General features: G+C 53.4%; 33 protein-coding genes. 9 read left to right on the top strand and 24 right to left on the bottom strand.

Annotated features, from left to right (window positions below):
* Nucleotides 1-4 precede the first annotated feature (4 nt).
* From EBC_RS02015 to EBC_RS02000, 5 genes are all read left to right on the top strand, one after another.
* A complete protein-coding gene (locus tag EBC_RS02015; RefSeq protein ID WP_013200163.1) occupies nucleotides 5-517 on the top strand; it encodes a phage major tail tube protein in 513 nt (170 codons plus the stop codon).
* 61 nt (nucleotides 518-578) lie between these two features.
* On the top strand, nucleotides 579-878 hold the full coding sequence (locus EBC_RS02010; protein ID WP_013200162.1) for a phage tail protein: 300 nt from the start codon (nucleotides 579-581) through the stop codon (nucleotides 876-878).
* The gene (locus EBC_RS26290; protein WP_331426862.1) at nucleotides 842-1027 is read left to right on the top strand and encodes a GpE family phage tail protein; all 186 of its coding nucleotides are present in this window, start codon (nucleotides 842-844) and stop codon (nucleotides 1025-1027) included. The genes EBC_RS02010 and EBC_RS26290 overlap by 37 nt, the downstream gene beginning before the upstream one ends.
* Nucleotides 1024-4215, top strand: coding sequence for a phage tail tape measure protein (locus EBC_RS02005; RefSeq protein WP_013200161.1), 3192 nt, complete (start codon nucleotides 1024-1026; stop codon nucleotides 4213-4215). The genes EBC_RS26290 and EBC_RS02005 overlap by 4 nt, the downstream gene beginning before the upstream one ends.
* A gap of 6 nt (nucleotides 4216-4221) precedes the next feature.
* Entirely contained in the window at nucleotides 4222-4653 is a 432-nt protein-coding gene (locus EBC_RS02000; protein WP_013200160.1) for a phage tail protein, read from the top strand.
* A gap of 33 nt (nucleotides 4654-4686) precedes the next feature.
* On the opposite strand, the gene EBC_RS01995 is transcribed toward EBC_RS02000, so the two are convergent.
* From EBC_RS01995 to EBC_RS01920, 17 genes are all read right to left on the bottom strand, one after another.
* The gene (locus EBC_RS01995; protein WP_013200159.1) at nucleotides 4687-5277 is read right to left on the bottom strand and encodes a tail fiber assembly protein; all 591 of its coding nucleotides are present in this window, start codon (nucleotides 5275-5277) and stop codon (nucleotides 4687-4689) included.
* Entirely contained in the window at nucleotides 5277-6392 is a 1116-nt protein-coding gene (locus tag EBC_RS01990) for a phage tail protein (protein ID WP_013200158.1), read from the bottom strand. Before EBC_RS01990 ends, EBC_RS01995 begins: the two co-directional genes overlap by 1 nt.
* On the bottom strand, nucleotides 6389-6994 hold the full coding sequence (locus EBC_RS01985; RefSeq protein WP_013200157.1) for a phage tail protein I: 606 nt from the start codon (nucleotides 6992-6994) through the stop codon (nucleotides 6389-6391). The genes EBC_RS01990 and EBC_RS01985 overlap by 4 nt, the downstream gene beginning before the upstream one ends.
* Complete coding sequence (locus EBC_RS01980) at nucleotides 6987-7898, bottom strand: baseplate assembly protein (RefSeq protein WP_013200156.1); 912 nt, start codon at nucleotides 7896-7898, stop codon at nucleotides 6987-6989. Before EBC_RS01980 ends, EBC_RS01985 begins: the two co-directional genes overlap by 8 nt.
* Nucleotides 7895-8239: a GPW/gp25 family protein gene (locus tag EBC_RS01975; protein WP_231853675.1), complete on the bottom strand. Its 345-nt coding sequence runs from the start codon at nucleotides 8237-8239 to the stop codon at nucleotides 7895-7897. The genes EBC_RS01980 and EBC_RS01975 overlap by 4 nt, the downstream gene beginning before the upstream one ends.
* The gene (locus EBC_RS01970) at nucleotides 8236-8790 is read right to left on the bottom strand and encodes a phage baseplate assembly protein V (RefSeq protein WP_013200154.1); all 555 of its coding nucleotides are present in this window, start codon (nucleotides 8788-8790) and stop codon (nucleotides 8236-8238) included. Before EBC_RS01970 ends, EBC_RS01975 begins: the two co-directional genes overlap by 4 nt.
* Nucleotides 8787-9431: a phage virion morphogenesis protein gene (locus tag EBC_RS01965; RefSeq protein WP_013200153.1), complete on the bottom strand. Its 645-nt coding sequence runs from the start codon at nucleotides 9429-9431 to the stop codon at nucleotides 8787-8789. Before EBC_RS01965 ends, EBC_RS01970 begins: the two co-directional genes overlap by 4 nt.
* Nucleotides 9431-9919, bottom strand: a complete 489-nt coding sequence (locus EBC_RS01960; RefSeq protein ID WP_041691850.1) for a phage tail protein — start codon at nucleotides 9917-9919, stop codon at nucleotides 9431-9433. The genes EBC_RS01965 and EBC_RS01960 overlap by 1 nt, the downstream gene beginning before the upstream one ends.
* A complete protein-coding gene (locus tag EBC_RS26225) occupies nucleotides 9906-10094 on the bottom strand; it encodes a hypothetical protein (protein ID WP_422389087.1) in 189 nt (62 codons plus the stop codon). Before EBC_RS26225 ends, EBC_RS01960 begins: the two co-directional genes overlap by 14 nt.
* Complete coding sequence (locus EBC_RS01955; protein ID WP_013200150.1) at nucleotides 10039-10458, bottom strand: hypothetical protein; 420 nt, start codon at nucleotides 10456-10458, stop codon at nucleotides 10039-10041. The genes EBC_RS26225 and EBC_RS01955 overlap by 56 nt, the downstream gene beginning before the upstream one ends.
* On the bottom strand, nucleotides 10458-11003 hold the full coding sequence (locus tag EBC_RS01950) for a lysozyme (RefSeq protein WP_013200149.1): 546 nt from the start codon (nucleotides 11001-11003) through the stop codon (nucleotides 10458-10460). The genes EBC_RS01955 and EBC_RS01950 overlap by 1 nt, the downstream gene beginning before the upstream one ends.
* Nucleotides 11000-11293, bottom strand: coding sequence for an HP1 family phage holin (locus EBC_RS01945; protein WP_013200148.1), 294 nt, complete (start codon nucleotides 11291-11293; stop codon nucleotides 11000-11002). Before EBC_RS01945 ends, EBC_RS01950 begins: the two co-directional genes overlap by 4 nt.
* Nucleotides 11284-11487, bottom strand: a complete 204-nt coding sequence (locus tag EBC_RS01940) for a tail protein X (protein WP_013200147.1) — start codon at nucleotides 11485-11487, stop codon at nucleotides 11284-11286. Before EBC_RS01940 ends, EBC_RS01945 begins: the two co-directional genes overlap by 10 nt.
* Nucleotides 11487-11981, bottom strand: coding sequence for a head completion/stabilization protein (locus EBC_RS01935; protein ID WP_013200146.1), 495 nt, complete (start codon nucleotides 11979-11981; stop codon nucleotides 11487-11489). Before EBC_RS01935 ends, EBC_RS01940 begins: the two co-directional genes overlap by 1 nt.
* A gap of 97 nt (nucleotides 11982-12078) precedes the next feature.
* Nucleotides 12079-13029, bottom strand: coding sequence for a phage terminase small subunit (gpM, locus tag EBC_RS01930; protein ID WP_013200145.1), 951 nt, complete (start codon nucleotides 13027-13029; stop codon nucleotides 12079-12081).
* Between the two features lie 47 nt (nucleotides 13030-13076).
* Nucleotides 13077-14126 (bottom strand): phage major capsid protein, P2 family, encoded by a 1050-nt coding sequence (locus EBC_RS01925; protein WP_013200144.1) that lies wholly within the window; start codon nucleotides 14124-14126, stop codon nucleotides 13077-13079.
* Nucleotides 14127-14155: 29 nt separating this feature from the next.
* On the bottom strand, nucleotides 14156-14992 hold the full coding sequence (locus EBC_RS01920) for a GPO family capsid scaffolding protein (protein ID WP_013200143.1): 837 nt from the start codon (nucleotides 14990-14992) through the stop codon (nucleotides 14156-14158).
* Nucleotides 14993-15141: 149 nt separating this feature from the next.
* Here EBC_RS01920 and EBC_RS01915 point away from each other — a divergent pair, with 149 nt between their 5' ends.
* Together EBC_RS01915 and EBC_RS01910 are read left to right on the top strand one after the other, a co-directional pair.
* Complete coding sequence (locus tag EBC_RS01915; RefSeq protein ID WP_041691849.1) at nucleotides 15142-16854, top strand: terminase large subunit domain-containing protein; 1713 nt, start codon at nucleotides 15142-15144, stop codon at nucleotides 16852-16854.
* A gap of 3 nt (nucleotides 16855-16857) precedes the next feature.
* Nucleotides 16858-17928, top strand: coding sequence for a phage portal protein (locus EBC_RS01910; protein ID WP_013200141.1), 1071 nt, complete (start codon nucleotides 16858-16860; stop codon nucleotides 17926-17928).
* A 392-nt stretch (nucleotides 17929-18320) separates the two neighbouring features.
* Here EBC_RS01910 and EBC_RS01905 read toward each other — a convergent pair whose 3' ends face one another.
* From EBC_RS01905 to EBC_RS01895, 3 genes are all read right to left on the bottom strand, one after another.
* Nucleotides 18321-18965 (bottom strand): hypothetical protein, encoded by a 645-nt coding sequence (locus tag EBC_RS01905; protein ID WP_041691848.1) that lies wholly within the window; start codon nucleotides 18963-18965, stop codon nucleotides 18321-18323.
* Between the two features lie 2 nt (nucleotides 18966-18967).
* Nucleotides 18968-19966, bottom strand: a complete 999-nt coding sequence (locus EBC_RS01900) for an ImmA/IrrE family metallo-endopeptidase (RefSeq protein WP_013200140.1) — start codon at nucleotides 19964-19966, stop codon at nucleotides 18968-18970.
* Between the two features lie 178 nt (nucleotides 19967-20144).
* Entirely contained in the window at nucleotides 20145-20456 is a 312-nt protein-coding gene (locus tag EBC_RS01895; RefSeq protein WP_041691847.1) for a hypothetical protein, read from the bottom strand.
* A gap of 712 nt (nucleotides 20457-21168) precedes the next feature.
* Here EBC_RS01895 and EBC_RS01890 point away from each other — a divergent pair.
* Complete coding sequence (locus EBC_RS01890) at nucleotides 21169-21987, top strand: hypothetical protein (RefSeq protein ID WP_041691846.1); 819 nt, start codon at nucleotides 21169-21171, stop codon at nucleotides 21985-21987.
* 294 nt (nucleotides 21988-22281) lie between these two features.
* Here the strand turns inward: EBC_RS01890 and EBC_RS01885 are convergent, their stop codons facing one another.
* The gene (locus EBC_RS01885; RefSeq protein WP_157868000.1) at nucleotides 22282-24669 is read right to left on the bottom strand and encodes a replication endonuclease; all 2388 of its coding nucleotides are present in this window, start codon (nucleotides 24667-24669) and stop codon (nucleotides 22282-22284) included.
* A gap of 89 nt (nucleotides 24670-24758) precedes the next feature.
* Here EBC_RS01885 and EBC_RS01880 point away from each other — a divergent pair, with 89 nt between their 5' ends.
* On the top strand, nucleotides 24759-25031 hold the full coding sequence (locus tag EBC_RS01880; protein WP_013200138.1) for a hypothetical protein: 273 nt from the start codon (nucleotides 24759-24761) through the stop codon (nucleotides 25029-25031).
* 190 nt (nucleotides 25032-25221) lie between these two features.
* Here EBC_RS01880 and EBC_RS01875 read toward each other — a convergent pair whose 3' ends face one another.
* From EBC_RS01875 to EBC_RS01865, 3 genes are read right to left on the bottom strand one after another with little or no spacing between them, the layout of a single operon-like run.
* Nucleotides 25222-26034, bottom strand: coding sequence for a DNA adenine methylase (locus EBC_RS01875; protein WP_041691845.1), 813 nt, complete (start codon nucleotides 26032-26034; stop codon nucleotides 25222-25224).
* On the bottom strand, nucleotides 26031-26258 hold the full coding sequence (locus EBC_RS01870) for a TraR/DksA C4-type zinc finger protein (RefSeq protein ID WP_013200136.1): 228 nt from the start codon (nucleotides 26256-26258) through the stop codon (nucleotides 26031-26033). Before EBC_RS01870 ends, EBC_RS01875 begins: the two co-directional genes overlap by 4 nt.
* Complete coding sequence (locus EBC_RS01865; protein WP_013200135.1) at nucleotides 26258-26488, bottom strand: DUF2732 family protein; 231 nt, start codon at nucleotides 26486-26488, stop codon at nucleotides 26258-26260. The genes EBC_RS01870 and EBC_RS01865 overlap by 1 nt, the downstream gene beginning before the upstream one ends.
* Between the last annotated feature and the right edge of the window lie 53 nt (nucleotides 26489-26541).

Below are 26541 nucleotides of genomic sequence, written 5' to 3'. Positions count from 1 at the left end.
GATCATGGGATTACCAAGCAAACTTTTTTCTTTCAACACCTATGTTAACGGCGACAGCTTCCTCGGCATCACTGAAGAACTGACCACGCCAAAGCTGGGCCGCAAAACCGAAGACTATCAGGGCGCAGGCATGCCGATGGGGGTTTCTGTTCACCTCGGCTTTGAAACCGGCGCGGCGGATATGGAGATCACACTGGGCGGTCTGGATGCCCGCCTGCTGAATACCTACGGCAGCACCATCGACGGCGTGCAGCTGCGCTTTGCCGGTTCGTACCTGGACGACTCAACCGGCAACGCCATTCCCTGCGAAATCCAGACTCGCGGACGCGTGCAGGAAATGGACTGGGGCAGCGCGAAGCAGGGTGATAACACCTCGCATAAATACACGCTGAAAAATACCTACGTGAAAATCACCCTCAACGGTACAGAAGCCTTTGAGCTGGACGCGCTCAACATGGTCTGGAAGGTGAACGGCGTAGATATGATGGATCAGCACCGTAAAAACATCGGCCTGTAACCGGCCACCACCCTTAACCCGCCGGGTGCAATACCGCGCCCGGCCAGCAGAGAGAATTATCATGGCTAAAATTATCCCACTTTTTGGCGCAATCACTCGCGGCAAGACCGTTATCAAAGAAGTCACTATCACCGACGCAATGGCGCAAACCGGATCGCTGCGTGGCCTGAAACTGTATGACGTAATGGTAAGCGACGTTGACTCACTGATTAAGCTGCTGCCCCGCGTCACCAGCCCGGCGCTGACCGAACTGGAAGTAACCGCCCTGCACCCATCCGACCTGGCTCAGCTGGCAACCGGCATTGCTGATTTTTTAGCGCCGCCATCGGCGTTGAACGAGACAGCAGCGGCAGAAGCTTAATCCGCTGTCCGGCGGTTGATACTGACGAACTGATCGCCGATATCGCCGTTATTTTCCACTGGCAGCCGTCAACCTACGACACGATGCCAGTGGATGAATTTCTTACCTGGCATAAGCGTGCGTTGGCCCGTAATGGACAGGAAGAATGACAGATCGCAATCTGAGTATTCGGGTAGCCTTCAGCGCTATCAACAACCTCACCCGCCCGGTGAGCGCGGCGCAGAAAAGCGCCGCCTCACTGGCGTCACAAATTAAATCCACGCAAACCAGCCTGAAGGGGCTTGAACGTCAGGCAGGCAGCTTTGACCGCCTGTCGAAAGCATCAGAAAACACTGCCCGCCAGCTGGCAGAAGCCCGCAAAAAAGCCGACGAACTCCGCGCCTCATTCGGCCCGGCGAAGCAGCGCACCAACGAACAAACGGCGGCGCTCAAAAGCCAGTCCGATGCCGTGCGCCAGCTCTCCCGCGCCCACAATGAAGAACGGGCCAAACTCAGCAGCCTGCGTTCATCACTGATGCAGCACGGAGTATTGCTGAAGGGCGGCAGCTCGGCCACCGAGCAGGTCACTCGCCGCACCGCAGCCTATAACCGCCAGTTGGCCGAGCAGCAGCGCAGGCTGACGGCGGTCACGCGGGCGCAGCAGCAGTACCAGCATGCCAAAGAAAGCCGCGAGAAGCTGGAAGGTGGCGGGATGCGTGCCGTTGCCACCGGTGCGGCCATTGCTACGCCGGTGATTGGCCTCGTTAGCAGCTACGCCACCTTTGAAAACTCCATGAAAGGCGTTGCAAAGCAGGTCAACGGGCTGCGCGAGAACGATGGCACCCGTACCGCGCAGTTCTACGAAATGCAGAAGGCCATTAAGGCGGCCAGCGAGAATCTGCCGATGGAAAACGGTGCGGTGGACTATGCCGCCCTGGTGGAAGGCGGCGCACGCATGGGCGTGGCCAACGGCGACGATCCGTGGGCAAAGCAGAAAGCTGATCTCCTGTCGTTTGCCAACACTGCCGCGATGGCCTCAACAGCGTTCGAACTTCCGGCTAATGAGCTGTCTGAAAGCCTCGGTAAAATTGCCGGACTCTATAAAATCCCGACGCAACAGATTGAAGGGCTGGGCGACGTCCTGAACTACCTGGACGACAACGCCAAATCGAAAGGCTCAGATATTATCGACGTCCTTCAGCGCATCGGAGGTGACGCTGACAAGCTCGATTTCCGCAAAGCGGCCGCAATGGCTTCCACCTTCCTGACGCTCGGCGCCGCGCCGGAAATCGCGGCCAGCTCAACGCATGCAATGGTGCGCGAGCTGTCGATCGCCACACAGCAGAGCGATAAGTTTATGGACGGACTGGACGCCATTGGCCTCAGTGCCGAGAAGATTCAGAAGCGAATGCCTACCGATGCGATGGGCACCATTCTGACCGTGCTTGAGCAGGTTCAAAAGCTGCCTGACTATCAGCAGTCTTCCGTGCTGACGCAGATTTTCGGTAAGGAGTTTGGCGGCTCGGCGCAGAAACTCGCGAACAACCTGCCGGAACTTTACCGCCAGCTGACGCTGGTCAATGGCGAAGCCTCGAAAGGCTCAATGAAGCGCGAGTCAGACATCAACCTCGACTCGGTAGACGCCCGCTGGATGACCACAAAGGCCAGCCTGCAAAACTCCTTCAGCAGCCTGGGTGAAACGCTGCGCGGGCCGGTACTGGAAATCATGGGCTACGCCACCCGTATGATCCAACGCTTCCGGGCATGGGCAGAGGCTAACCCCGCGCTGGTCAGCGCACTGCTGAAAGTCGCGGTTGCCGTTGGCGTGGCAATTGCCGCACTGGGTGCGCTGGCGCTGGCCGTTGCCAGCATCCTGCTGCCGATGGCTGCCGTGCGGCTTAGCCTGTCACTGCTGACCGGCGGGCGTGGTTTCGCTGGCCTGTTACCGTCAGTAGGCGGCATGGCCTCAAGACTGAAGAAACTCGGCCCGCTGCTCAGCAGCACCGGTCGCAGCGTAAAAGACTGGATTCCTATCTTCCGCTCCGCTGGCTCAGCGGTTGGCAACCTCGGCAAAAACATCTTAACCACCGGCAGAAACGGCATCAGCCTGGTATCACGCATGGGTAGCGCAACTGGCTCAGCGCTAACCACCCTCTTTACCTCACCGCGAACGGCCCTGACGGCGCTCGGCAACGGACTTCGCTCGGTGGCTACCGGCGGTTTCGGCACACTGCTGAACGTCGGACGCACCGTGTTAACTGTGCTTGGCGGCGGCCTGTCCGTACTGCTCAGCCCGGTGGGTCTACTGGTTGCCGCATTGGTCGGTGCCGCGCTAATGATCTGGCGCTATTGGGAACCGATTAAATCCTTCTTTAGCGGCTTCTGGTCCGGTCTGATCAGCGCTATCGCGCCGGTTAAACAGGCATTCGCGCCGCTGGCACCTATCTTCGACAGTATCGGCAATGCCATCAGCCGGGTGTGGAACTGGTTTAAGCAGCTGTTTGAGCCGGTGAACGCCTCAGCGGAAACCCTGCGAGAATGTACCGAAGCAGGCCGCGCCTTCGGCGAGATTGTCGGCAAGGCGATCTCCGGCGTGGTCAGCGTCATTCTGAAGGTGGCAGAGGGTATTGGCTGGCTGCTGAAAAAGCTGGGCGCCATTCCTGAAGCGGCCAACGCCGCGAAAGAAGTGGCTGGCACAATGGATGCCGTTGCCCCGCAGGCAAAAACGCCAGTGATGTACGTCTGGGACAGCAAACAGAAAAAGATGATTGCTCAGGAGTGGAAGGCCGCCGCGCCCGCCGTCAAAGCTGCCGCCGCCAGTGTAACTAAACCCGCAACTACGCCACCGGCAGCCCCGGCAGTTGCACCGGTTCCGGTTTCGGAGCTGGGCGGGAAAAACACGGTCAGCAAAGGCCGGAAATCAGGTTCCGGCAGCGCGGTAGCCGATGCAGCAACCTCGCCAGCGGCTGACAAGCTCGGGGAAATCGTTTTCAAAAAACATCCTGCCGTTATGCCCGTAGCGGGTACCTACATGGAACCCCGGATCAGAGCCGCCAACAGCCTAGCGCAATCTCTGACGGGCAGGATTGGCAGCACACTTTCCAGCTTTACCAGCAGCGTGATGAACTGGCCGGCACGGTCAAACCTGCCCGGTATTCCGGTTCCCGTTACACCTGCAGGACGGTCAAAGCCGACCTTGCTCGATGCAGGCATCGGCGATATCAACCTGACCATTAATTTTAACGGCGCGGAAAGACACGACGCCAAAGAGATAGCGCGGATGGTGCGGGACGAAGTGAAAAGCTTGATGCGCGAAGCTGAAGCCCGCCGACGTTCACAACTCAGAGACAGGGAGTAACACACGATGATGATGGCTTACGGCATGTTTGTTTTTATGCTCGATACCGCCGCCTATCAGGCGCTCCAGCAGGAAACCTCCTGGCGGCACGTTAAGAACGACAGGATCGGAAAATCGGCAACGTGGCAATACATCGGTACCGGTGAGGATAACATTATTCTGACCGGCACCCTCTACCCCGAAGTTACCGGCGGCGATGTGTCGCTGGCGACACTGCGCACAATTGCCTATGGTGGCCGACCGTGGCCGCTGGTTGAAGGCACCGGCTCAATTTACGGGATGTTTGTCATTGCAGGGATCACGGAGAACCGCACGGAATTTATGAAGGATGGCAAGGCGCAGAAAATTGAATTTACCCTCACGCTGAAAAAGGTCAGTGAGGATATCAGGGAAAAACTCGCAGGAATAACGGCAGATGACATTCTCTCTTTAATATAAAACTTAAGGGGGTTACCCCCCTTTTTTTCAATATCATTGTGGTTTAACGGGCCATGGAATATTGGGAGCGAGTGAAGTCTCAATTTCCTGAACAGCCTGGATATATCGCATCCATTCAGTAAGAGATGATTTATCTTTGTCTGAAATAATCCCCAACATCAGCTGGGTTTGCCAGGACTGAGTAAAGCTATTCGCTTGGCTGACCAATTCAGCCTTATGACGTTCGGCCTCAGAAACATTTGCAGCCTGCTTGGCGTCCGTATCAGTCACCCACTTTTTGCCGTCCCATGCATCAAAGCCCGATGACGGCTTAAGTGTTGTGGTGCCGGACGGATAGTCCCCCGTTTCGGTAACCATGACTTCAGAGCCATCAGCCACTGAATAAACCCTTTCGCCACGGTGATCCGGTTCAGTTACCCAGCTACCATTACGGAAAATCACCACCTGACCGGTGGCCACTGATGGCGGCACTGACGTGCAGGCATTGGCCGGGATGCCCACGCCGGGCAACAGATATTCATCCGTAGTTCCGGTATATTCCCCGCTGACGGCGTCGAAGTTATAGACCTTCAGCGTGCCTGCAGACTTTGCCAGCCCGTCATTATCTAATGTCACCTTAGCCATTATGCAGCCCTCACAATGTAGTTAAATGCCACGTTACGTGGACGCACAGAAATCCACTGACTGCTGGAGATAATCCCACCCTGCTTTTGCTCGGCAACCATACTGTTGTCGTTAAGAATTGCGCCAAGCGCGCCGTTTGCCGGAGACTTAGCATCGCCAGGCTGTGAACTTGTTACGCTGTCTGCCTGACTGAAAGAGGTACCAATGGTGCCGTTGGCCGTTGTTGCATCAGCGCCAAAATAATCCAGCGCTGCCGTTCTGATTGATGTGGCCGCCTGCGCCGAAAGCAGGGCACGGGCATTGTCTGCACCCCGCCCGTCATCCCATCCACGAATAAACTCACCTCTCAAATCAGGCAATTTCAGTGAGGGGTACGCTTTTGCCAGCACCGGATACGTTGTGGCGCTGAACGAGGCGCCATTACATTTCAGCCATCCTTCAGGGGCAGCAGCAAGCGACCAGGGCAATGGCACGCCTACGGGCAGCGCAGAGCCAGCACCCAGACCAAGATTTGTCAGAACGTCAGCAATTTTACCGGCGTCCTTAATCTCACTCAGCGCATTCGCCATCTGAAGATATTGTTTATGCGGATTGGCGGCTACGGCATGATCGGTCATCAGCTTTTCAGCGTGCTGACTGACCGTCAGGGTTGCTTCATCCACATATTTACGGGTCGCAAGCACAACAGATGGGTCGATTTTCACGGTCACCGCGTCTGTGCTATTTACGATAAGGATCATACGCACCGTCTGGGTTCTTCCACTGCCTTCTTGTAATTGTGGCTTATAGGTTTCAGGACAGTTCGCCACTGCAATCAGAATATTATCAGCATCAAAAAGGCCGATCTCTCGGATCCAAAATCCACCTTCAGTCTCGGGGATAATCTGCTCCGCGATTATCTGACTGGAGTTGTTTTCATCAATGCTCAGAGCATTCAACGAAGCCCGACGTTTCTCAGCAATGAGCGCCGTTTGAGCAGCATTTGGTGAAGGTAGTACGCCGTTGCCGTCTCCAACTGCCATCTGAGTTATCTGGATTTTAGTACCCAGCGCAGCAGCGTTAGCAAGCTTCGCCGCGCCAAGATTGGTTAAAATTGCATAGTATTTTGTGCTCATGCGCTCACTCTCATGCTGTCTATTAAATGTACCGCGCCCCCGGTAATTCCCAGACCGCTGACGGAAATTATTTCTGCTGTGTAGGGGTAAACCGTTAGTTCGTCCCCGGAATAACAGGCCGCCGCAACCGGCAGGCTGCCGCTGGACTGCAAATTAATCGACATACCGATCAGATGGCGGCTGACGGGCTTTGCATCGCTGATAAGCCGCTCAAGCTCCTGATAGGTTTCCTCACTGATGCCCTGATCCTGCACGCCAATATCCAGGCGAAACGTGCCGGGCGCGTCGCCGTTTTTCCACCACTCTGAGATGCGCAGCAGGAAGCCGAAAGGCTCCACCACCCGGCGGATAGCCGTGGTCGTCCCCTTATGCTGATGGATATAAAACGCGTCTTTCACCACCTTGCGCTTTACGCTCTCCGTCCAGCCTTCATCCCAACGGTCAACCGACCAGGCCCATGCCAGATACGGCAGCAGGCGCACGGGGCAGACGTCAGGGTTAAGCAGATCCCGCAGCGGCACGCTAAGATTCGCCATATCGCTACAGGCGGCGGCCAGGCGGCGCTCAAGGTCTGAGGCTGACGGCGGCAGCAGGCTATTCATCCGTTCCCCCAATAGTTACCACTGCGTCCGTGCAGTAAGCCGCCTGCGTATTATCCAGCACCACGTTCGCGACCGGCGTTATCAGCTCAACGCGCTGTACGCCCTCAACGTGTAGCGCCGCATAAATCGCTGACAGGTTGATATCGCGCCCGATTCGGGACTGTCGCTGCGCATAAGCGGTGAGATTTGCGCTGGCGGCGGCCAGTACCGGCTCAGCTTCCGGGCCTGGCAGTAGGTAGATTTTTGCCTCTATCGCATAATTAACGATCTCGGCAGGGCTGACGGTCACGCGGTCCGCCACTGGCCGCACGCTTTCATCATTGAGCGCGGTAGCCACAACGGCGATCAGGTCAGCGGCGGCGGTGCCGTTACCTTCCCGGCTCAGCACGGTGACCACCACTTCCGCCGGTGACGGACTGATAGCGCGGGCATCGGCAACGCGACCGTCGGCGCTTTTGGCGTGATACTCATAGGCCGCCGTCGGTCCGGCCACGGATAACCCTTCGAAGGCAGCCGGGATGCGGCTGCGCAAATCCTCATCGCTCTCCATCACGGCGGCAACCGGCGGGATAGCAGCGGCATCCGCCGCGGTCACCGTCAGGCGCGTCACGCCGTTATTAACTGCCAGCTGGTCAAGGTCAGCGCCGCCCGAGTAAGCAACCATCACCGCCAGCCCCGCCTCATTGATGCGCTGACGCAACAGCATTTCGCGGTAAGCGCTTTCCTGAAGGTGCTTAACCATTGGCTCAGATTCCAGCTCAAGCGTTTGTGCAATAGCTGCCTGTTCATCAGCCGGGTACAGCGCAATCAGCGCCGCCTTGCGGGCGGCCAGAATCACTTCATAATCCAGCGACTCAACGATCTCCGGCGCGGGCAGCTGTGACAGGTCAATTACGCCACTCATATCGTGATATCCGTTGTGATAGCGCTCAGCGAATCGCTGCGCTGTGCGCTGATTGTCATTGTCCTGGCACCCTGCGCCACGCTCTCAAAGGTGATCTGCGTCGGGGTGATACGCGGCTCCCACTTCCACAGCGCGATAACCGCAGCAGAGATAAGACGCAACCGCGTTACTTCGTTATCCGGCTGGTCCAGCAGTGAAAAGAGCGCGGAACCGTATTCCCGGCGCATCAGTCGGCTGCCGACCGGCGTAAGAAGAATATCTTCTATCGACTGTTTCAGATGCGACTCACCTTCCACCGCTGCGCCGCTGGCGCTGCTCATACCTTTCCATTCGCTACTCACTGCGGGCCTCCCGTTTTGCTGCCGCCAGACTGCACGCCGCCGTGTACGTGGGCATGTACCACCACACCGTTAGAAGACATACTGCCGCCGCCCTGCGTCACCTCACCGTTAATCACCACCTCGGGGGCATTAATCACCAGCCGGGCCAGATTCAGCGTCATTGTGCCGCTGGCATCAACCAGCGAGTTTTTAATCCCGGTCAGGCGCTTCTGGCCGCTGGCAGGGTCATAGCCTTCCTTTGCCCCGTCCGGGTAGCGCGTGATATTTGAGGCCTGACTGGTATCCGGCGGCAGCGCATCACTGCCGTACAGGCTGAAGGCGATGAAGGCATTTTCCAGATCGCCGCCTGGAGAAAGGATCACAACCTGCTCCCCTACCGATGGCGCCCACCACGTTTGTGCATCCCCGGCACGCTGCGCACCCCAGCGCACCCAGTCGGTGGTGTTACCGCCCGTTTTTACCCTGGCGACGTACTCCACATAATCCACCTGCTGCACGGTGCCAACGCGGATCAGGTTTTGCAGCAGGCGTGCCGCTTCCGCTTCTCTCATTGCCCTGCTCCTTCCATTGCGCCGATGATCGCATCGGCGATGCCGTCGATTTCTGTCGGTGTCAGCCCAAGCAGCTGGCGCGCCGGATACTTCGCACTGGCACGGTGGGCGACCTTATCGGTAAGGCCGTACTGGTGAACCCGCGCTATCCTCGCGGCGTTGCCCTGGAAACCAACAACCGCCGCGTCCGGGTACGCCGTCGCCTTCAGGAAGCGGGCGGCACGCAGCCGCCGGAACATCGGGTTTTTAGCCGCTTTCGTTTCGGATTTGCGGGACAGGTCAATACTCAGATAGCGCTCAATATCGGCACGGATGAACGAGCGAATGCCGCCCTTGTCTTCATCAAACCCGGTGATCATGCGGTCGCCGTAACGTCCCTTGCTGTTGCGCCAGTTACGCAACCGGCGCACCTGGCCGCCATGCAAGAAGCTCACACCGCCCTGAGTGCGCAGCTTCTTCTGCTTGCGTGCCGGGTATGCGCTGCCATCGGGGTTTTTCTGCTGGCCGATGCGCTTCTGCTGGCTGCGGCACAAGTCCGCTGCCACACGTCGGGCCATACTGCGGCGGGTCGTGGGCTTAGTGACGCCCAGCACATCCGCGAGAATGGCATCCAGCTGGTGAAAAAGAAGATTCTCCGCCATCACTCACCGCCCCGCAGCGTCTGCGATGCGCCGGTGTTGTCATTGACGGCCAGCAGGGTCAGCCACTTACCGATCACATCATCCTGCATCTTAGGTTCGATACGGTGCGTGACAACCGGTCGCCCGTCCGGGCCAGTCGTGATAACGACGTTTTCAGTGGCGTTGATCACGAAGAGAATATCCGCCGTGCCATCGTTAAGAATCTGCGCATCGAAGCCGATCCCGCTTTCCCGACGAGCCGGGTTAAAAAGCAGCTCAGCCTGGTTTTCAGCAGCCCATGCGAGGATCGGAATCGCCAGGTCATCCAGTTCGCCTGGGTAATCCATCGCGAGGACGTTCAGCTCGTACTTATAGGCAAAAGACGGTGACGGGGTGCCGGACGCAACGATGTTGCCTTTTGTCACGTACACTTCCAGGCGATCTGGCTCCCGCGTAAAAAACGGGTTATGCGCCACGATAGCCGCCCGCATCAGTTCACTTTTCAACATCACCGGCCTCCTCGCGCTGCTGCTCAATCTTCAGCAATGCAGCTTTGTCTTTGTTGGCGCTGTCCAGCGCATCAATCAGTAAATCGGTCCACTCCAGCGCCTCGCCGTACAGCATGCGCTTACCGCTGAGGTGTGGGTAAGGCACTGGCGTTGGCTGGAGCAGCTCCGGCGGCATCCGCAGGCACTGCGCCGGGACGTATACTGGCCGCACGGTTGAGCAACCGGCGTTCAGCAGCAGAAGGCACAGGCTCAAAGGCACAGCGATCGCCTTGCAGATCAGCGCGGAGTGCTGCACGGCGCTTTTCTCCTGCCTGCCTGTCTCGCTCTTTTTCATAGGCCCTTTCCGCCGTTATCACACTGAATATTTTCATGGTGAGCTGAACGTTACCGATCACCGTATTGGCGCCGTTGAGCTGGCCGGTCACCCGTTCAAGGTCATCCCTTGCTACTGAGGCCGCCCGCTTAAAGTACGTACCGCTGAGAATTGCCAGCACGGTCAGAACTGACGCCACCGCATAAAACAGCCGGGAAACGTTCATCACTCCTCCGGTGCCAGGCAGATCAGCCGCTCAGCTTCACGGCGTTTAACCAGTCCTGGTAGCTTGCGGCCTGCGGCGTTCACAAAGTCCGGCAGCCTGTTGCACATATCCGCCCAGCGCCTGGCCTGCGCGTGACGCCAGATAGTGGTGCGCTGCTTAACGCCCTGACGGTCGGTGAACCACATCAGATTGAGGCAACCCATATTGAACGCGGCTGAGGTCATCGCATCAAACTGGCCCTGATTGAGCAGGCTGCCGTTAAAATTGCGGTCAATGCAACGCTCAGCCCGGCGAATATCCTCAACCCACATCGCGGTAATCTCTTCATCGGTGTAGAGGTGGCCCGCCCGGATATCCGTGGTTGAACCAATCCCCGCCGTGAGTTTGTCAGCGGGGCAGATGTAAGGATCACGACGGCATCCCTCAGCATCACCAATCAACTCCAGCCCCTGCGGGCTGGTTCTTACCTGCCCGGAATACTCAACCCCGACAATGCCGATAATCACCGTAACGAAACACACCACCGCCTTTTTTCGAATACTCATAGCGCACGGCCTCTTTTCTCCGTCCGGGCCATCTCCTGAAACGCGCCAACGACTTCATTCAGGTTATGGCTGCCCGCTTTCTCAGCCAGGCTGAACATAATCGCGGTGCGCTTCTCCTCCTCCAGTTCAACCCGACGCTTATGCCGTTTGTTGAGCCGATAGGTCAGGATCCCCAGCACGATGCCGATCAGCGTCGCCCACTGCGTCAGGGAGAACAGCCCCAGCGTGGTCAGGAAAGCTGAAGGCAGGTACGAGAGAAACGAAACCACCCTGTCAAAATTCAGTCCCATAGCTGCACCATCTCCGCCTGTGCTGCCGGTGCAATGTCCGGCAATGTGACTTCCTGCCCTGCGGCCATAAACGGGCTGCTTTCACACAATCCGGGGTTAGCTTTCAGTACCGTTTCGGTGATACCGCGCGTGCTACCGTAATGGCGCTGGCAGAGCTGATCCAGCGTGTCGCCCTGTAGTGCTTTGACGATCATCAGACCAGCTCCGCCAGCCCGCGGCTGATTCCGATAATGTCCCGAATCGCAAAGTTGGAATCGCGCCACAGCGTGTCAATTTGCGACGTCAGTGCCGCCGCGTGTTTCTCCCCCTGCCCGGTGGTGTCCACATCGCGATAGCCCTCAGTCAGCAGCGCTTTCGCTGCGCAATACACGGCACGCTGGTACAGGAAAACGTATTCGGTCGTGTCGTTAATTTCTTCAGACGGCACAGCCTCAAGCGACTGATAGCCCTCCGCCTGCTGACCGACACGCCACTCAGCAAGCTGCCGGTTTACATTCAGCACCGACTCAGTGGCCGCATGCTTCAGCCGGTCAGTGGTAACCAGCCCATTCAGACGCATATCGCGGCGCACATCCGACAGGCGGATTTCAGGCCAGAAAGTCCCGCTGGTTACGCTGGCCCCGCCGTCGTTGATATCCGTTGCTTCCCCCTCAACGGGGTTTATCTCTTTGCTGGCTACCAGACTCATGCTCTTACTCTCAAAAGGTCAGGCGGTGGACGGCAGGAAGTGAAACAGCCACGCTGATAACTTCCGCCGTGTCGCCTGGTGCGCGGGGGCACATTCTTTACTCAGCAGCAGCGGGCTTCTTCTTCGCTACTACCTTCTTAGCCTTAGCCCCAGCTGGCTTTTTAACCCCAGCCGGGCGACCACGTTTTACCGCCGGTTGCGCGGGCGGTGCCGCAGCGGCCACCTGTTCGCCATCCGTTGATGCGACCTGGAGGCCAGCGGCTTCAGATGGTTCAGCTGGCTGAGCTGGCTCAGCATCAATCACCGTCACCGCTGTAACGGCGGACGGCGGAATAGCCTGCTGATCACTGCCCGGGGTTTCGCTGTCAGCCGCGGCGGCATCAAGCAGGGCGGATTTCTTCAGCAGGCGATCAAGCTGCTCAATCTCGCGCTTCACGCCGATTTCGCTAAATTCGGTAATGGCTTTTTGCAGGTACTCCAGCGCTTCTGGCTGCGTTTCCTGCACGGTGCGCAGTGTGTAGCCGATGGCTTTCCAGAGCTTGGCGCGGACCGCTTCAGGCACGTCCTGCCCGGTGGTTAAACCGTCCAGCGCCTTCAGCAAATCAGCGCCCAGCGGGGCCACGTTCGGCGATGCTTTGAATGCCGCCAGTACCGGATCGCAAATTTCATCAATCAGCGTCACCGCTGCGGTGCGGCTGAACCTGTCAGGCATTGAAAGCTGATGACGGATCACGTACTCGCCGATGCGCAGCGCTTCCGCAATATTCCCGGCATCGATATGCCAGAGCATCACACGCGTCAGCACTTCATCCGCCTGGCCGCTGTCAGCCGCAAGCGTGCCATCAATCCAGCCCTGATAGTCGGGCAGCAGCTTCTGCTTTTCTTCCGCCTTGGTCTTATTCGACTGAATACCCTTGAGGCGATTCATATCGATGCGCAGGCGATGCAAAATCTGTTCATACGCCGTCATATCGGCAAACGTTGCCACCCCGTTGCCACGGTTTTGCGCCATGATGTTCTCAAAATGTCGTCTTGCCGGTGTCAGCATGATTTCCCCCTGTCAGCCGGGACGTGTGTCCCGGCATGGTGTGTAAATTACTCGCCCGCTGCTTCTGCGAAGGTGATGCCTTCAATCAGGCATCCAAAGCCATAATCTTCAATGACGTAAGCGTCATTTGAGGATTCATAGGTAGCCACGCGGTTGTATTCTGGCTCGTCTTTCAGCAGGCGACGCTGCTTCTCCTCCATCCAGTAAATAGACAGGTTGGAGAGAGACGTTATGAACAGCGTGCCGTCAGGGAATGACGGGGCGATAAGCGACGGGATATTCCCGATAGTTTTACGGGAGGCGATAAGCTGGCCCGCCAGCGCTTCGCTGTTAGGATTGCTCTCGCTGATGCCGTTGATTAGCGGGAACTCACGGGCGGTAACGATGTTGCGGCCACACAAAACAACCAGCTCGTCTGACGACTTAAACCATTCATCCAATAGTGAGCTGGTCGCATCGAATACGAGTGAGTCCAGGCTACCGTAATCACCCTTCGCGATAACTTTGTTCGAGTCATCACGGCTGGTTAACTTGGCTCCTGTCATCACTCGCTGAGGGGCGTTGGCGCGATATTTCTGCATCCAGCCGATATTTACATCCTGAAGCAGCGGATTAGCAGCAAGGTCCGATTTACCAGCACGGCTGGTGCCGTTGAAGCCAATCATGATGCGGTCAAGCGCACGGCGCTTAATGATCTGGTTGGTAATGCGCTGCTGGAAGTCCGGGAATTTCGCCCACATGTCCAGCTGCGGATAGCTGATAAACGTATCGTAGTTAGTCTGCTCACAGCGATATTTATCGTCATCAAGGGTATGGACCGATCGAGGCGTACGGCGTTCGGTGCTTGAGGTATTGGAGCTGGCAATCGGGCCACTGATGCCAAGGCCCAGCTTTTCACCTTCCTGCTCAGAGACCGGCACCACGTTGATTTTTTTCAGCAACTCACTGGAGTCCTGAATCTTGTCCTCCAGCTTCTGCGCCACTGATGGTGTGATGCTGAAATGCTTTGAGTTAGCAACATGCTCCGGCTTCGCGCCGTTGAGCTGGGCCTGTCGCAGGTTGTAGGCATCCCATAGCAAACGTGTTTCGTGTTTCATTTACTTTTCCTTTAATCGGGTATTTGTTATCAGCAGTCAGCCAGGTTTGCATGATCGATGCCGTTTCCGCCTGGTGCGGTCGGGCGCTGGTTAAAGTTGCCGTCCTGCTTCTCCAGCTTCGCCGTAAGCGCCGCCAAATCATCACGGACCTTGCTCAGCTCGGTGCTGTCAGCAAACTTGCGCTGCTGCTGGCTGAAGCTCTCAATTTTGTCCAGGGTATCCGCCTGCGACTTCGCGACCAGCTCAACCGCGTCACGGATCTCAGAAGCTTCAGCAGAAAACTGGCGCTGACCTTTTGTCAGCAGGGTTTTGATGGTGCTGAAAAACTTATTGCCAGCTTCCGCTGCGGGCGCGTCAGCTTCGAATTCAATAACCGTTTCCATCGCTTCGCTGAACAGGCAGGCAGGATTGCTTTTGCGGGTCGCCAGAGGATTCACTGGGCTGTTCGCGCAGAACTGAAGCATTTCAGTGCCCAGGCTGGCAGGTGAGTCGGTGAAAGCCAACCCCATCAGGTAGGCTTTGCCGGTATCCGCAAAGCTGGGGTTAATCTCAACGCTGCTGTAGACCTTCTGGCGCTTCTTGTTCAGCTCAACCATTTCGTCAGTCGCATCGATCAGCGCATACAGCGCCAATTTGCCCTTTAACGGGCCATCAGCGATCTCTTCGGCTTTCGCTGCTTCGACGTCGCCATACATGCGGAATGTGCTGTCAGGCGAAAGGCTCTTCAGATGCTCCAGATTGCAGCGCGCCCCATACAGCTGAGGGCTATAGCTTTCCGCCATCTCCTGAATCTGCTGGCGCGTTACATCGCGGCCGTCGCAGGTTGCCCCCTCGACCACGACGCGGAAATACTTCGACTTTGGCATTGTTCAAACTCCGGTTAATTAGTAGTGGTATCACCCTGTACCCCTATCTTCTTTCCCGCAGCCAAACCGCGCCACACATGGGAATTGTGAGCGGCCAGCGACAATCTCGGCTGATATTCCGGGCCTCGCGGGCGCGATAGCCTGTACGCATGAAAACAGTCACCGATCCCCGAGACGAGGCCAAAAGCCTTTACTGGCAGGCCTATAGCATCCCCCAAATCGCTCAGCGCCTTAGGCTGAGTGCTAACACCATTTATTCCTGGCGCCGTCGCGACGCATGGGACGCAACCACGCCTATCCAGAGGGCGCTGGAGCGTACCGACGTGCGTTATTTGCGACTGATGGCAAAAGAAGACCTGAGCGCTCATGACTTCAAAACGCTGGACGTGCTTGGCCGCCAGCTGGCGCGACTGGCGCGAGACGAGCGCAAAGAGAAGGATCAGGAGAAGAAAGAGAAGACGCCGAAAAACCACTTCAGCGACGAGCAGATCGCAGAGCTGCGCACCTTGGTGCTGGAATCGCTGTTTGAACATCAGAAGCGCTGGTACAAACAGCGCGAACGCCGTAACCGCTTCATTCTGAAATCGCGCCAGATTGGTGCCAGCTGGTACTTTGCCCGCGAAGCGCTGCTGAGGGCGCTTGAAACCGGGACGAACCAGATATTTCTTTCTGCCTCCCGCGCTCAGGCCTTCCAGTTTAAGAAATTCATTATCTTTCTGGCCCGCAGCATCGGCGTGGAGCTGAAGGGCGGTGATGAAATTATCCTGTCGAACGGGGCAACGCTTTACTTCCTCGGCACGTCAGCGGCAACCGCGCAGTCCTATACCGGCGATCTCTATTTTGATGAAGCCTTTTGGGTCGCCAACTTCCTCAACCTGCGTAAAGTGGCCGCCGGGATGGCGACGCACGTTGGCCTGCGCCGTACCTATTTTTCAACGCCATCCAGTGAAGAGCATGAAGCCTTCGAATTCTGGAGCGGGAAGCTGTTCAACAATGGTCGGGACAAGAAAGAGCGGGCAGATCTGGACTTGAGCCATAAGGCGTTAAAAGACGGCCAGCTGTGCGCCGACAATATTTGGCGGCAGATTGTGACGGTGCAGGACGTTATCGATCAGGGCTTCCCGTTCATCGACCTGGAAGAGATCCAGAGTGAGAACAGCCCGGATGAATTCGACAACCTGTATCGCTGCATCTTCGTTAAGCAGGGTGAGCGGGCGTTTAACTATAACGCCCTGATTAACTGCGGCGTGGACGGTTATAGCGGCATCTGGCCAGACTGGAACCCCTACGCCCCGCGCCCGCTGGGTAATCGAAAAGTCTGGATTGGCTACGACCCCAACGGCAATAGCGATAAAGGCGACAGCGCCGGGCTGGTCGTACTTGCTCCGCCACTGGTGCCGGGCGGTAAGTTCCGCGTGGTTGAGCGTCACCAGCTGCGCGGTATGGAATTTGAAGAGCAGGCCGAATTTATCAAACGCCTGATAAAAATATATGACGTGCAGCACATCGACATTGACGGCACCGGCATCGGCGCGGCAGTTCATCAACTGGTAGTGAAGTTCTTCCCGGCGGCACAGATGCACGTCTACACCCCGTCAGTGAAGCGCCAACTTGTGCTGAAAGCGCAGATGGTGATACGTGCCGGCCGCTTCGAATATGACGCCGGAATGATGGATATCGTCAGCAGCTTTATGACGGTAAGGAAATTCATTACTCAGGGCGGGCACACCTCTTACGCATCCGACCGCAAGCGCGGCAGCAGCCACGGCGATCTGGCCTGGGCAACCATGCACGCATTACAAAATGAACCGCTCGGCAATGATGCTGGCAGCGGTAGTGACAGCTTCGTAGAGGAATTCTAAAAAATGAGCCGCAGCCGTAAAAACAACAACACACTCAGCTGTGTGAAGACTAATGAATCCCTGCCAGCTGGCGACTCACTTCAGCAACCGATTGAGGAAATCCAGTCATTCAGCTTCGGGGAACCGACGGCAATCATGGATCAGCGCGATTTACAGGACTGCATGGAATGCGCAAAAAACGGGCGCTGGTACGAACCACCGATCAGCACTTATGGACTGGCCCGCATGGTGGAGGGCGCCGTTCACCACCAGTCGCCGCTAATTTTCAAACGCAATGTGATTATGTCCTGCTTCAAACCGCACCCGTTGCTGTCCCGGCAGGATGCCAGCGCCTTCATCATGGATTACCTGGTGTTTGGAAATGCTTATCTGGAGCTGAGGGAAAACATGCTCGGCCAGCCGTTAAAGCTCAAGCACAGCCTGGCGAAGTACACCCGGCGCGGGGAAGATCTCGATCAGTATTGGTTTGTCACCTACTACGGGGAGGATTACGCCTTCCCGCCAGGCAAGGTCTATCACCTGCGCAGCCCGAGCATTCACCAGGAGATTTACGGGACACCTGAATATATGTCAGCAATGCAGTCCATCCTGCTGAATGGAGAGGCCACGCTGTTCCGCCGCAATTACTACATCAACGGCAGCCACGCGGGGGTAATTGTTTATCTAACCGATCCGGTTGCAAACAGCGGGGACGTGGAAAAGCTGAAGAGGTCACTGAAGGATGCCAGAGGCGGCGGCGCGTTTAAAAACCTGTTCGTTTACGCGGCGGGCGGGAAGAAGGACGGCCTGCAAATCCTGCCATTCAGCCAGATCGCGGCAAAGGATGAATTCACCGGTATTAAGGACGCGACCCGTGATGACATGCTGGCGATTCACCGAGTACCGCCTCAGCTGATGGGTGTGCTGCCTAACAACACTGGCGGCCTAGGTGATATTGAGAAGGCTGCGAAGGTCTTCGCAATCAACGAACTGTATCCGATTCAGTCAGTGCTAAAGGATCTTAACGACTGGTTAGGCATTGAGGTATTCGACTTCACACCATACGCGCTGGCGGAGACCGCGGCCCGCAGCTGACACAGCCACTTTTACCCGATTATCACACCTCCAACCTAAGCCCCTCAGCGCCACGCTGCGGGGCTTTTTCTTTACGCATGCAACGACACGCCTCAACCACTAATAAGCGAGCCATGCGCCGATTTTCGGCCAATTTTGCCATTTAAATAAATCCCCCCACCTTACCCCCTCAGCGCGCGACTGCTCCCCCGCCTCGCCCGCGCATGAAAAGGGTGCCTTTTTTTGCACTTTTGCAACCCAGCCAATCCCGCGCCGCCGCTGGGGCGGACTGGCAAACGACACATTTAAAAATTTGTGCAAAGTGGTACGTTTTCTTGCACTGAAAACTAAAGACTCAACCTCTGCAAGTTTTACTAATAAAAACGGGAGGCAACTGGCCTCCCGTTTTCTTATTACAATAGCCATCCTTGCTCGGGTAATCGCGTCTTAAAGGCCAGATAATCGTAATGAGCACGAGTGAATGAAAAGAAACAACCACAGACACCATCGTAGTGATCAGAGCTAAGGGCTGCACGCATCAAACCATCTTCGGTAGCTTTAGGATGAGAGCGAAGTTGTGCCAGCACTGTTTCAAAACCAAGTGATTCTACCGACAACAAAATTGCGCTTTCGAAGGTAACTACTGAGTTAATCAATCTCGCATGAAATCCAGAAAGTTTGTCTTGGTTTTGCATGACCGCTGAAAGGCAATTTTTGTCACCTGTCATGAAAATCGAATCTGGATTTTCCATACAAGTGGCCAGCAGTAACTGCTCACCCTCGTCAATTTTCGGGATAGACTGTAGTGTCTCAATTAATGAATTATCTTTTACTTCTGGAATCGGTTGAACAGCCTCAAGGAATTCACCTACGCGCTGAACAACCAACTCACTTCCACACATCCGGAGAGCTTTATCTTTCTTCTTCAATATTTGAAACTTTGCGGCCGGATTAACGTATATCTCACCCATCTCATACCCAAATATAGTATTTAAGCTAGGTATCAGATTACACTGTGCTAATTTTATGATTACATCATTATCCGAAAGAACAATCACATTTATTCTCCAGACAATTTTTTAATCATACTCAAATCATCTTCATCAATCTCACTAAGATCAATTCCCTCGATCATCATTCTTTTTACAACTTCCTGATCAGACGGCAAGCCATTACACAGAATTTTTAATGTGCTGCTTGCCAAAGACCAGCGCCGTAATCCGAAGCAATAATTTAGTGCAACATGTGTCGGATCAATACGGCGTAAGCGAGCTGTTTCTAAAGCACCAGCAGCTAATTGAGGTGCATTTAATCCATGCTCTTCATGCACAAACTGAATACCCTCCTGACCGGTGATAACACCAAAAGCAAATTGATTGGCCTCAAGCTCTTTATGATCAGTTGAGTTCTGCTCAATTTTACGGTCAACAAGGCATTCTCCGTTAGCCTCGTTAAGATGTCCTTTTGCTATGTGGCCCAACTCGTGCGCCAAATCAAAAAGCATATAACCGTGAGAACGACCTTGAGTAAGAACAATTGCAGGTCGGTCATAAACTTTAAGGGCAAGCCCTGCCATTTTATTAGCTTTGGAAGGGAATTTACTTATAAAAATTACAGGTATTCCAACCTTGTTGCAGAAACTAAGCAAAGATTCAAGATTAACATACGGATTATCTGCCAGAATATAATTCCTGACGTCACTCCATTCAAGACTAATGGATGGATCGTAAACTGTTTTGAAGTTGCTTACAGCGATTTTTGCGGCGGAATAAGCGATTGCCGTAGCAACATCCAGTGATGCTTCATCAACATTCACTCGATGTTTAAATTTGTGCGTGCTACCAAAAGAAAAAAGCACGTGCTCGGCATCATCCCGAAGGCTTTCTGGGGCCAAACTAAAAATGCGTGCGAGATGCAGAGCAGCATACTGCTGACCTGATGGGGTACAAGCAAGTTCATCATCCCACCAATCAGGCAGCATGGCTTTCATAAACGCTGGATTAAAACCAGCGAGCTTAATTTTTTGGTAGATACGCTCCATCGGCTTGTGTTCCGTCATGTGAGCCTCCGCATTTATGTTGATTGCTGTGGCGTGCCTTTTTAATGTAATAGTTATGGCATAAAAAACGGGCGTACTATAGGCCTAAAAGAGCAGAAAACACACCTTTTTTGCTTTGTTAGGTGTGCTCTTGGGTAGTTTGCTTACCTAATCTGATGCTTAGAAACGTCAAAAGTTCCTAGGATTGGAGGCTCGGGAGGTGATCGCGGTAAGACCAACCGTTTTTATCACCGGCGATCTTAGCCATATCAGCGAGCATCCCTTCTACTTTTATCAGCACAGTGTCAGCAGTATCAGTGCTTACAACCGCAGAGGTAATCTTTAGGGTGATCACGTCACGGACCACGCCTTGATATGTGCAGCTTATACGAAGATGGTCGCCGCCAGCAGGTTTCGAGAAACCCGTGTAAGTCAGATACAACTCTTTAATTAGCCCCATGCGGATGCGGCCAAAGGTATCAGGGGGATAATTAGTGTCGTAGACTTTCATAGGTAACCGCTCCGGGCGGGTTGAACTCGTTTTCTATATATCTGCGAACAGCGGACAGGTCAAGAAAAGTGCAAACGAGAGGGTAATCAGCCGCGTTTTTTCAGAGTTATCTGGTTAATTATGCTTCAGAGGTATTAGCATTAACTTGACTGTACCTTTGCAATTTACTTTACTACTTGGTGCAAACTACTTGATCATCATCAACAAATCGTGACTGATTTCTTGGGCAACGTCGAGCGAGATGCGGACGTTAACCTAATATGGATTTAATGATTTGTCCGCATTCGCCCTAAAAGTCAAAGGGTCAAACTAAAACCCCCTTAACTTGGGCAAATACTGAATATAAGCTTTAGGTTTTATCACATATTAGGGGATTTAATTTCTTTATTCCAAATAGATTTTTCTCAGGAGATTCTAAACAGCAAGTTGAGTTAATGAAAGATTCATCTAATTAAATTATTCATGTTAATATTTATATTTACTCTTAGAGGGTGCCGAAAACTTAGAGCTACCAATAATGAGTGATAATGAAAATGATTAGTCAATTGAAAAGTGGCCATTACTATACTTTACGAAATAATTACTGCTGATTATATATGGAAGTTAATGCATGAAAATTTCATTCCGCTTTGCAATATACTTCAATTAGTAAAATTGTGTTATGCTATAATAATTACCATTTTAAAATTCACAATAGAATTGAAGGACGGAAATGTACACCGAATCATACCAAAATTTTTTAGTTGAAGCCTCATTAGCAAGCTCATCAATTCGAGGCGGCCTAACATCGCTTAATAAGTGCACCATAACTGATAAAGGTACTTTTTATGCCTCTTTTTTCCAACTATCAATTGGCTTAGAGCGTTTTTTTAAGATAATTTATATCCTTCAGTACATGATCGATCATGACTTAAAAAAACCAGACTTTAAAGAAATAAGGTCTTTAGGGCACGATATCAAATCTCTGTACAAAGCCGTTCTTGAAGTTGGCAAAAAACACTCGAAAGGAAATGATCACCTTATTCTAAATGAAATTCAAACTGATATAATAAACATGCTTTCAGAGTTTGGAGACCAATCACGCTACTATGTTCTCAACACGATCACAAATTCTAAAAAAAAGACTCCCAACCCTCTAGAATTATGGAACAACATTATTGAATCTGCTTTTTGGGAATATATCCCACCTAGCAAAAGAGATAAAATTGTAGATGATGCAATAAGAATTGTAGATCGAAGCGGAAAGTTTACATATAGTCAATTTTTCAGTTTGGATGGCTATATCATGTCAGAGGTTGACTTCATTGTAATTAACTGGAAAGTAACCAAATTATCGCCATATCTTGCTGCTGAAATTGTAGCAATATTATATCCTTACTATGACATACTTTGTAAGTTAAGATCAGCCATCTTCAGAATTGACCAATCAAAGGGTAGTAAAGAACAACCAATCCCATTTATTGAGGAATTATTCCCCTACCTCTTAACACCTTACGCATTGGCAAGAAAACGTAGAAACTGGCTAAAGTAAAATATTTAAAAGTGTATGTGCGCACATTTAAAACACTGCAAGCTATAGATACCACATCATATAAGGATAAAATTTTCGATGGATGTACTAAAAATTAAATTAGGGTATGCAAAGAGTCTCTCATGCATTTATCTGCCCTCCGGTGTTAAGTATCCCCCTCAGCTAATAGTAAATAAATCCTGATCCAGATGGTCTTAAGATAAAATATATAATGTCTCATATGGTAAACAGTAGCCGTTCAGACCGAACCTCGTAAGTGCTGTACGGCTAAACCTCACTTTCCGGACAGAACGGTCATTCTTGTCCAAACTGGTGTCGGTTTGTGTGGGCAAGCTGATAAACCCGGCTCATTAGCCCACTTTTAATCTCTTCGTCGCTGCGACCGGCATCACGGATAGCCCCGTCAGCCTGGGCATACCAACGTTTACCGCCCAAAGTTATAACCTCACCAGCTGCCAGCGCCTGCGCTTCCATCCCTGTCAGGCTCATGCCGCAACTTTCTGCAAAATCGGTAATATACCTAGCCCGGTCCGGCTTAATATCAATGGCACTTTCAACAACTGACCGAGGCTTTTCGCACTGGCTAGCCAGGTGCTGATTGAAAGCCCTGCGCTGCTTACGCGTCATTTTCTCAAACCCAACCCCCTCCCAAATTTTTTCGTCAGTGACTGCTGCTTTCGATACCGCATGGTCAGCCTTGACCGTGCTTGATACAGCGGTTTTTTTTGACTTCCGCGGCTCCCGCGTACAGTTATTGACAGAACTCCGAGGGGCGGCGGGGCCGCCTGATAAAGCCAGGTCAACACCCACGGCAACACCCCGATCGGCATTTTCTTCAACCTTGCGGACGATCTGGTAACTGGTGGTGCGGGTATAGATAACCGAGGATGCAGGCTCAAACGGAGAGTAAACTCCGGTGATGTGACTCACGTCATCGCCGTAGTCATTGCCGTTTTCGGTGATTTCATAGTTCAGACGCACGCGCAGAAGATCTCGGGGAACCAGCGGACCCCCCTGAGCCGTGACATATCCCGCCCAGTCATATTGACCAGCAGCAATCTGCGCCGGGACGATTTCAGGGAATAACCAGAGATCACGATCGCGCAGGCGGCCCAGCTCACGATAAACAGTGACCGGTGCGCCGCCAATCTGCTGAAACTGTCGGATGTTCCAGCGCGAGGCCCACGCGCTGACGCGTGCGGACATCTCTGTTAGCAGCTCACCGCTTTCATCGTCCGTCTCGCCATCCATCCCGTGCGCGTCGATATTTTTAGAAATGTACTTGGCGATATATCCGGTTGCCGATCCGAATTGTTCATCGATCGGAACGTGCATAAAGCGGTTTTCCTCCGCCCCTTTCTCATTGCCATCTACCTTCAGCGCATATTTTCGGAAAATCGCACGCGCAAAATCCACATCTTCCGGCTGGAAGAACAACAGCGCATGCCAGTGCGGCGTACCATCGTGATGCGGCTCGGTAACGCGGAAACCGAACGTGCGGATGCCTTCACGCTTCCATTTAGCGCGAACTTTCGCCCACACGTTGCAGAGGTAACGCTGGGTTTCGCGTGGGCTGGAACCGTTATATTTGTTATTGCGCTTGCCGCTGCGCTGCATAGAGTGAAACTTTGACGGCGCGGTCAGCGTGTAAAACTCACCTACTAAGCCTTCAGCTTTAGCCAGATCCTCAAATCCACGCATACGGGCCATCAGTTCAGCGCGGCGTATATTCTTATTGGCAACGCTGCCATTAACTTTGTCAGCCAGGGAAATGCGCTCGCCGGTTTCTTTATCTTCCAGCTCATGAGCGTTGATATATTCGCGATTAGCTTTTTTCTGAGCGGACCATTCCTTGAGGCAAGGCTCGCTGCAATAGGGCTTCGCTTTTTTGGAGACGTAACCAGCGGCCACCATCAGATGCTCACGCCACTGGTCATGGAGGCGACGCAGGCGACGCAACCACCAGGAAGGTGACTCTATGCGGGCCGCGCCGCGCAGTGCATCTTCAGCAGAAAGTTCTTCTTTGCAGTACGCCTGCCAGCCCGGTGCCGTCATGTTCAGGTGGGTGATAAGCCATCCAGCGCGTCCAAAGCCGGAAATGATTGCAAATTCATAATCACCATGACGCTCTACCTGGTGATTTACCTCACTAATGAGTTCAGTGGTTAACCGATCAGCCAGACGGTAAGAGAGCTTTTTTAATTCACGCTTACCAGCCCACGGAATGCGGTTGAAATCATCACGTAGATCGAAAAGCGGCCCTGGCAACGCACCCGGGGGGAGGTATTTGCCATTTACATCGTCGATACGAGGAAGAACAAAGCGGCCAAAGGTATTTTTCAACCACATAGACGCTTTCTTATTACCCTGATTTTGTTCGATGGTAGTTAAACGTAGCTCGTAATAACGCCGAATATACTGCGGCAACGCCTGCAACCGGCGGCGTAACATCCGTGCTTCGGAGTCACCCATCTTTTTCTGACCGCAGTAATCGAATACTGAGATGCGGCGTTCTTCACCATCCAGATTGCGATAGCGGATCACTGAAGGTGAACGGTCGATTTCGTCAAATGCTGGCGGTTGCGGTGCGTTCCATGCAAAAGCCCCGACAGGCTCAGGCTGCGCGCCGGGGTATGTTGTAGTAGATGAAGGTGCTAAACGCCCTCGTTTCATGTCTGTCATATCAGTACCAGCATTGATAATAATCCGGTTGTGATATATACAAACCCAGCAGTAAGATCTTGAGCGCAACTTACTAATAAGGAATAAAAATGGAAGATATCTATATCGACGGAATAAAAAAATCCCCAAAGGATGATGCCATCACGCTTGTCGCCCAAAAGGCCCAAACTAAGGAGATGAGTGGAAAAAAAATGGTGATTGCCATTAAAAATGATGATGGCGAAATTTATCGAGTCCTTAGTATCGATGGACTTGGTGGTTATATTGCCCTCGCTCAGGGTATTGCCGGACTTGGCCTGAAAGACTTGCATGCCGAAGATCTCAATCCCGGCCAGTATGATTCGTTGTTTGTTCGCAGCTAATCCCATCAGGCGGCGTTAATGTCGCCTGCTTGCCTGCTCTCTTAGCTTTGTATTTTCTTAGATAACCTGCCCCACTTTTGGTCTGTAAGGCCTCCAACAGTGTCTGGTCATATTTAATCTGGTACTTTTCAACGTACATATTCATATTCTTACCTTATTTAGATTTTGAAAAATGATTGCGCCGATCTATTCAGATCCCTGCCTCAATACCGCCACTACTAACAGCCACAATCTCCGCAGCCTTCTTACCCTTGCCAGCGGCAACGCCAACGCTGCGGAATGTCGTGATGCTGTTCATGCTGAAACCGGCATAAGCCGCGCGGGTAAACTCCGTATCGCTGTTAGAAGCCACAATCGGATAACCCGCGCTGCGCAGCTGATGAAGACAAGCGGCCAGCTCAATCTGTTCCGGGCGGCCAAAGCCTTCCGTGTGGTAGTGGCTGAAAGTGCCGTCGTAAGGCGAATCGCTGTAGATAACGTCACCGGGTTGAACCATGGAGAGAGTTTCCGCAAAACCTGCGCATACGAAAGTTGCGAGGTTGGCTTTCGCTGCAAAAGCGCGGATCTCTTTTTCAGGGAAATACGGCTTAGCTATTTTTTCGAACGGGACATTAAACCCGCCGCTGAGGTTGTAGCGGCAAATACCCCGGTAGCCGTGGCGGTTGAGATACAGGAAGTACACGGCACGATGCAGCAGAGGTAGCGCTGGTTCGTTATTGAATTCAGCGCGTATAGCTAAATAACACTCTCGTGTTTTATTCTGCGCAAAAACCTTTGCAGCCTGAGCGATGAATGCGTTCTCGTGTTCCCTGATCTGAACATAAAGGTTTATCAGATCAGAGTTGATATCCGCGACAAGGTACGACGGATAGTCAGTATTCATCATCACTGCGCAGGAACCGGCGAACGGTTCAACAAGGCGATCACCGGTTGGCAGATATTTTTTTAGTTCGGTCATCACTTTGGCCTTACTTCCTACCCATTTCAAAACAGTGCTCTTCATTGGGTGTTGCCTTTTTGTTGGGCTGCCCGGCGCTCTAAAAGCGACTGACAGAAAACGCAGGTGGTGACGCCGAAAATAGCTGCTCGACGAACTTCAGGGATCGGCTCGTCACATTCCAGGCAGAAAAATGCACTGGGTTGCGTTGGCGGCTGACGGGCATTGCTGATTTGACGTGCAAGAGTTTCCGCCTGCCGCTCTTGCTCTAAATCCATTGCATCAGCCATCAGTGAAATGCCTCCGCCTCATTTTCGTAACGCAGGGCTTCTTTTATGAGGAGCGCAGCAGCTTCAGCCGCAGGAAGTTTCTTTTGCTGAATGTGGATGGCGAGGGCGTTAAGGCGGATTGAAACACAGAGCGATTTAGCTTTCTGGCCGTCAGAATTAGCCTTCATCAGCATTGTATGTAAAACGACTTCAGCATTAGCCTGTATCAATCGGGTTTCGAGATTTTTCATATGTAGTCTCCTGAAAATGGACAATAAGAATCCCGGCGCAAAGAACCGCCTGT

Source organism: Erwinia billingiae Eb661 (genome assembly GCF_000196615.1).
Classification (GTDB): Bacteria; Pseudomonadota; Gammaproteobacteria; order Enterobacterales; family Enterobacteriaceae; genus Erwinia; species Erwinia billingiae.
This window is presented reverse-complemented; position numbering and strand designations above follow the sequence as displayed.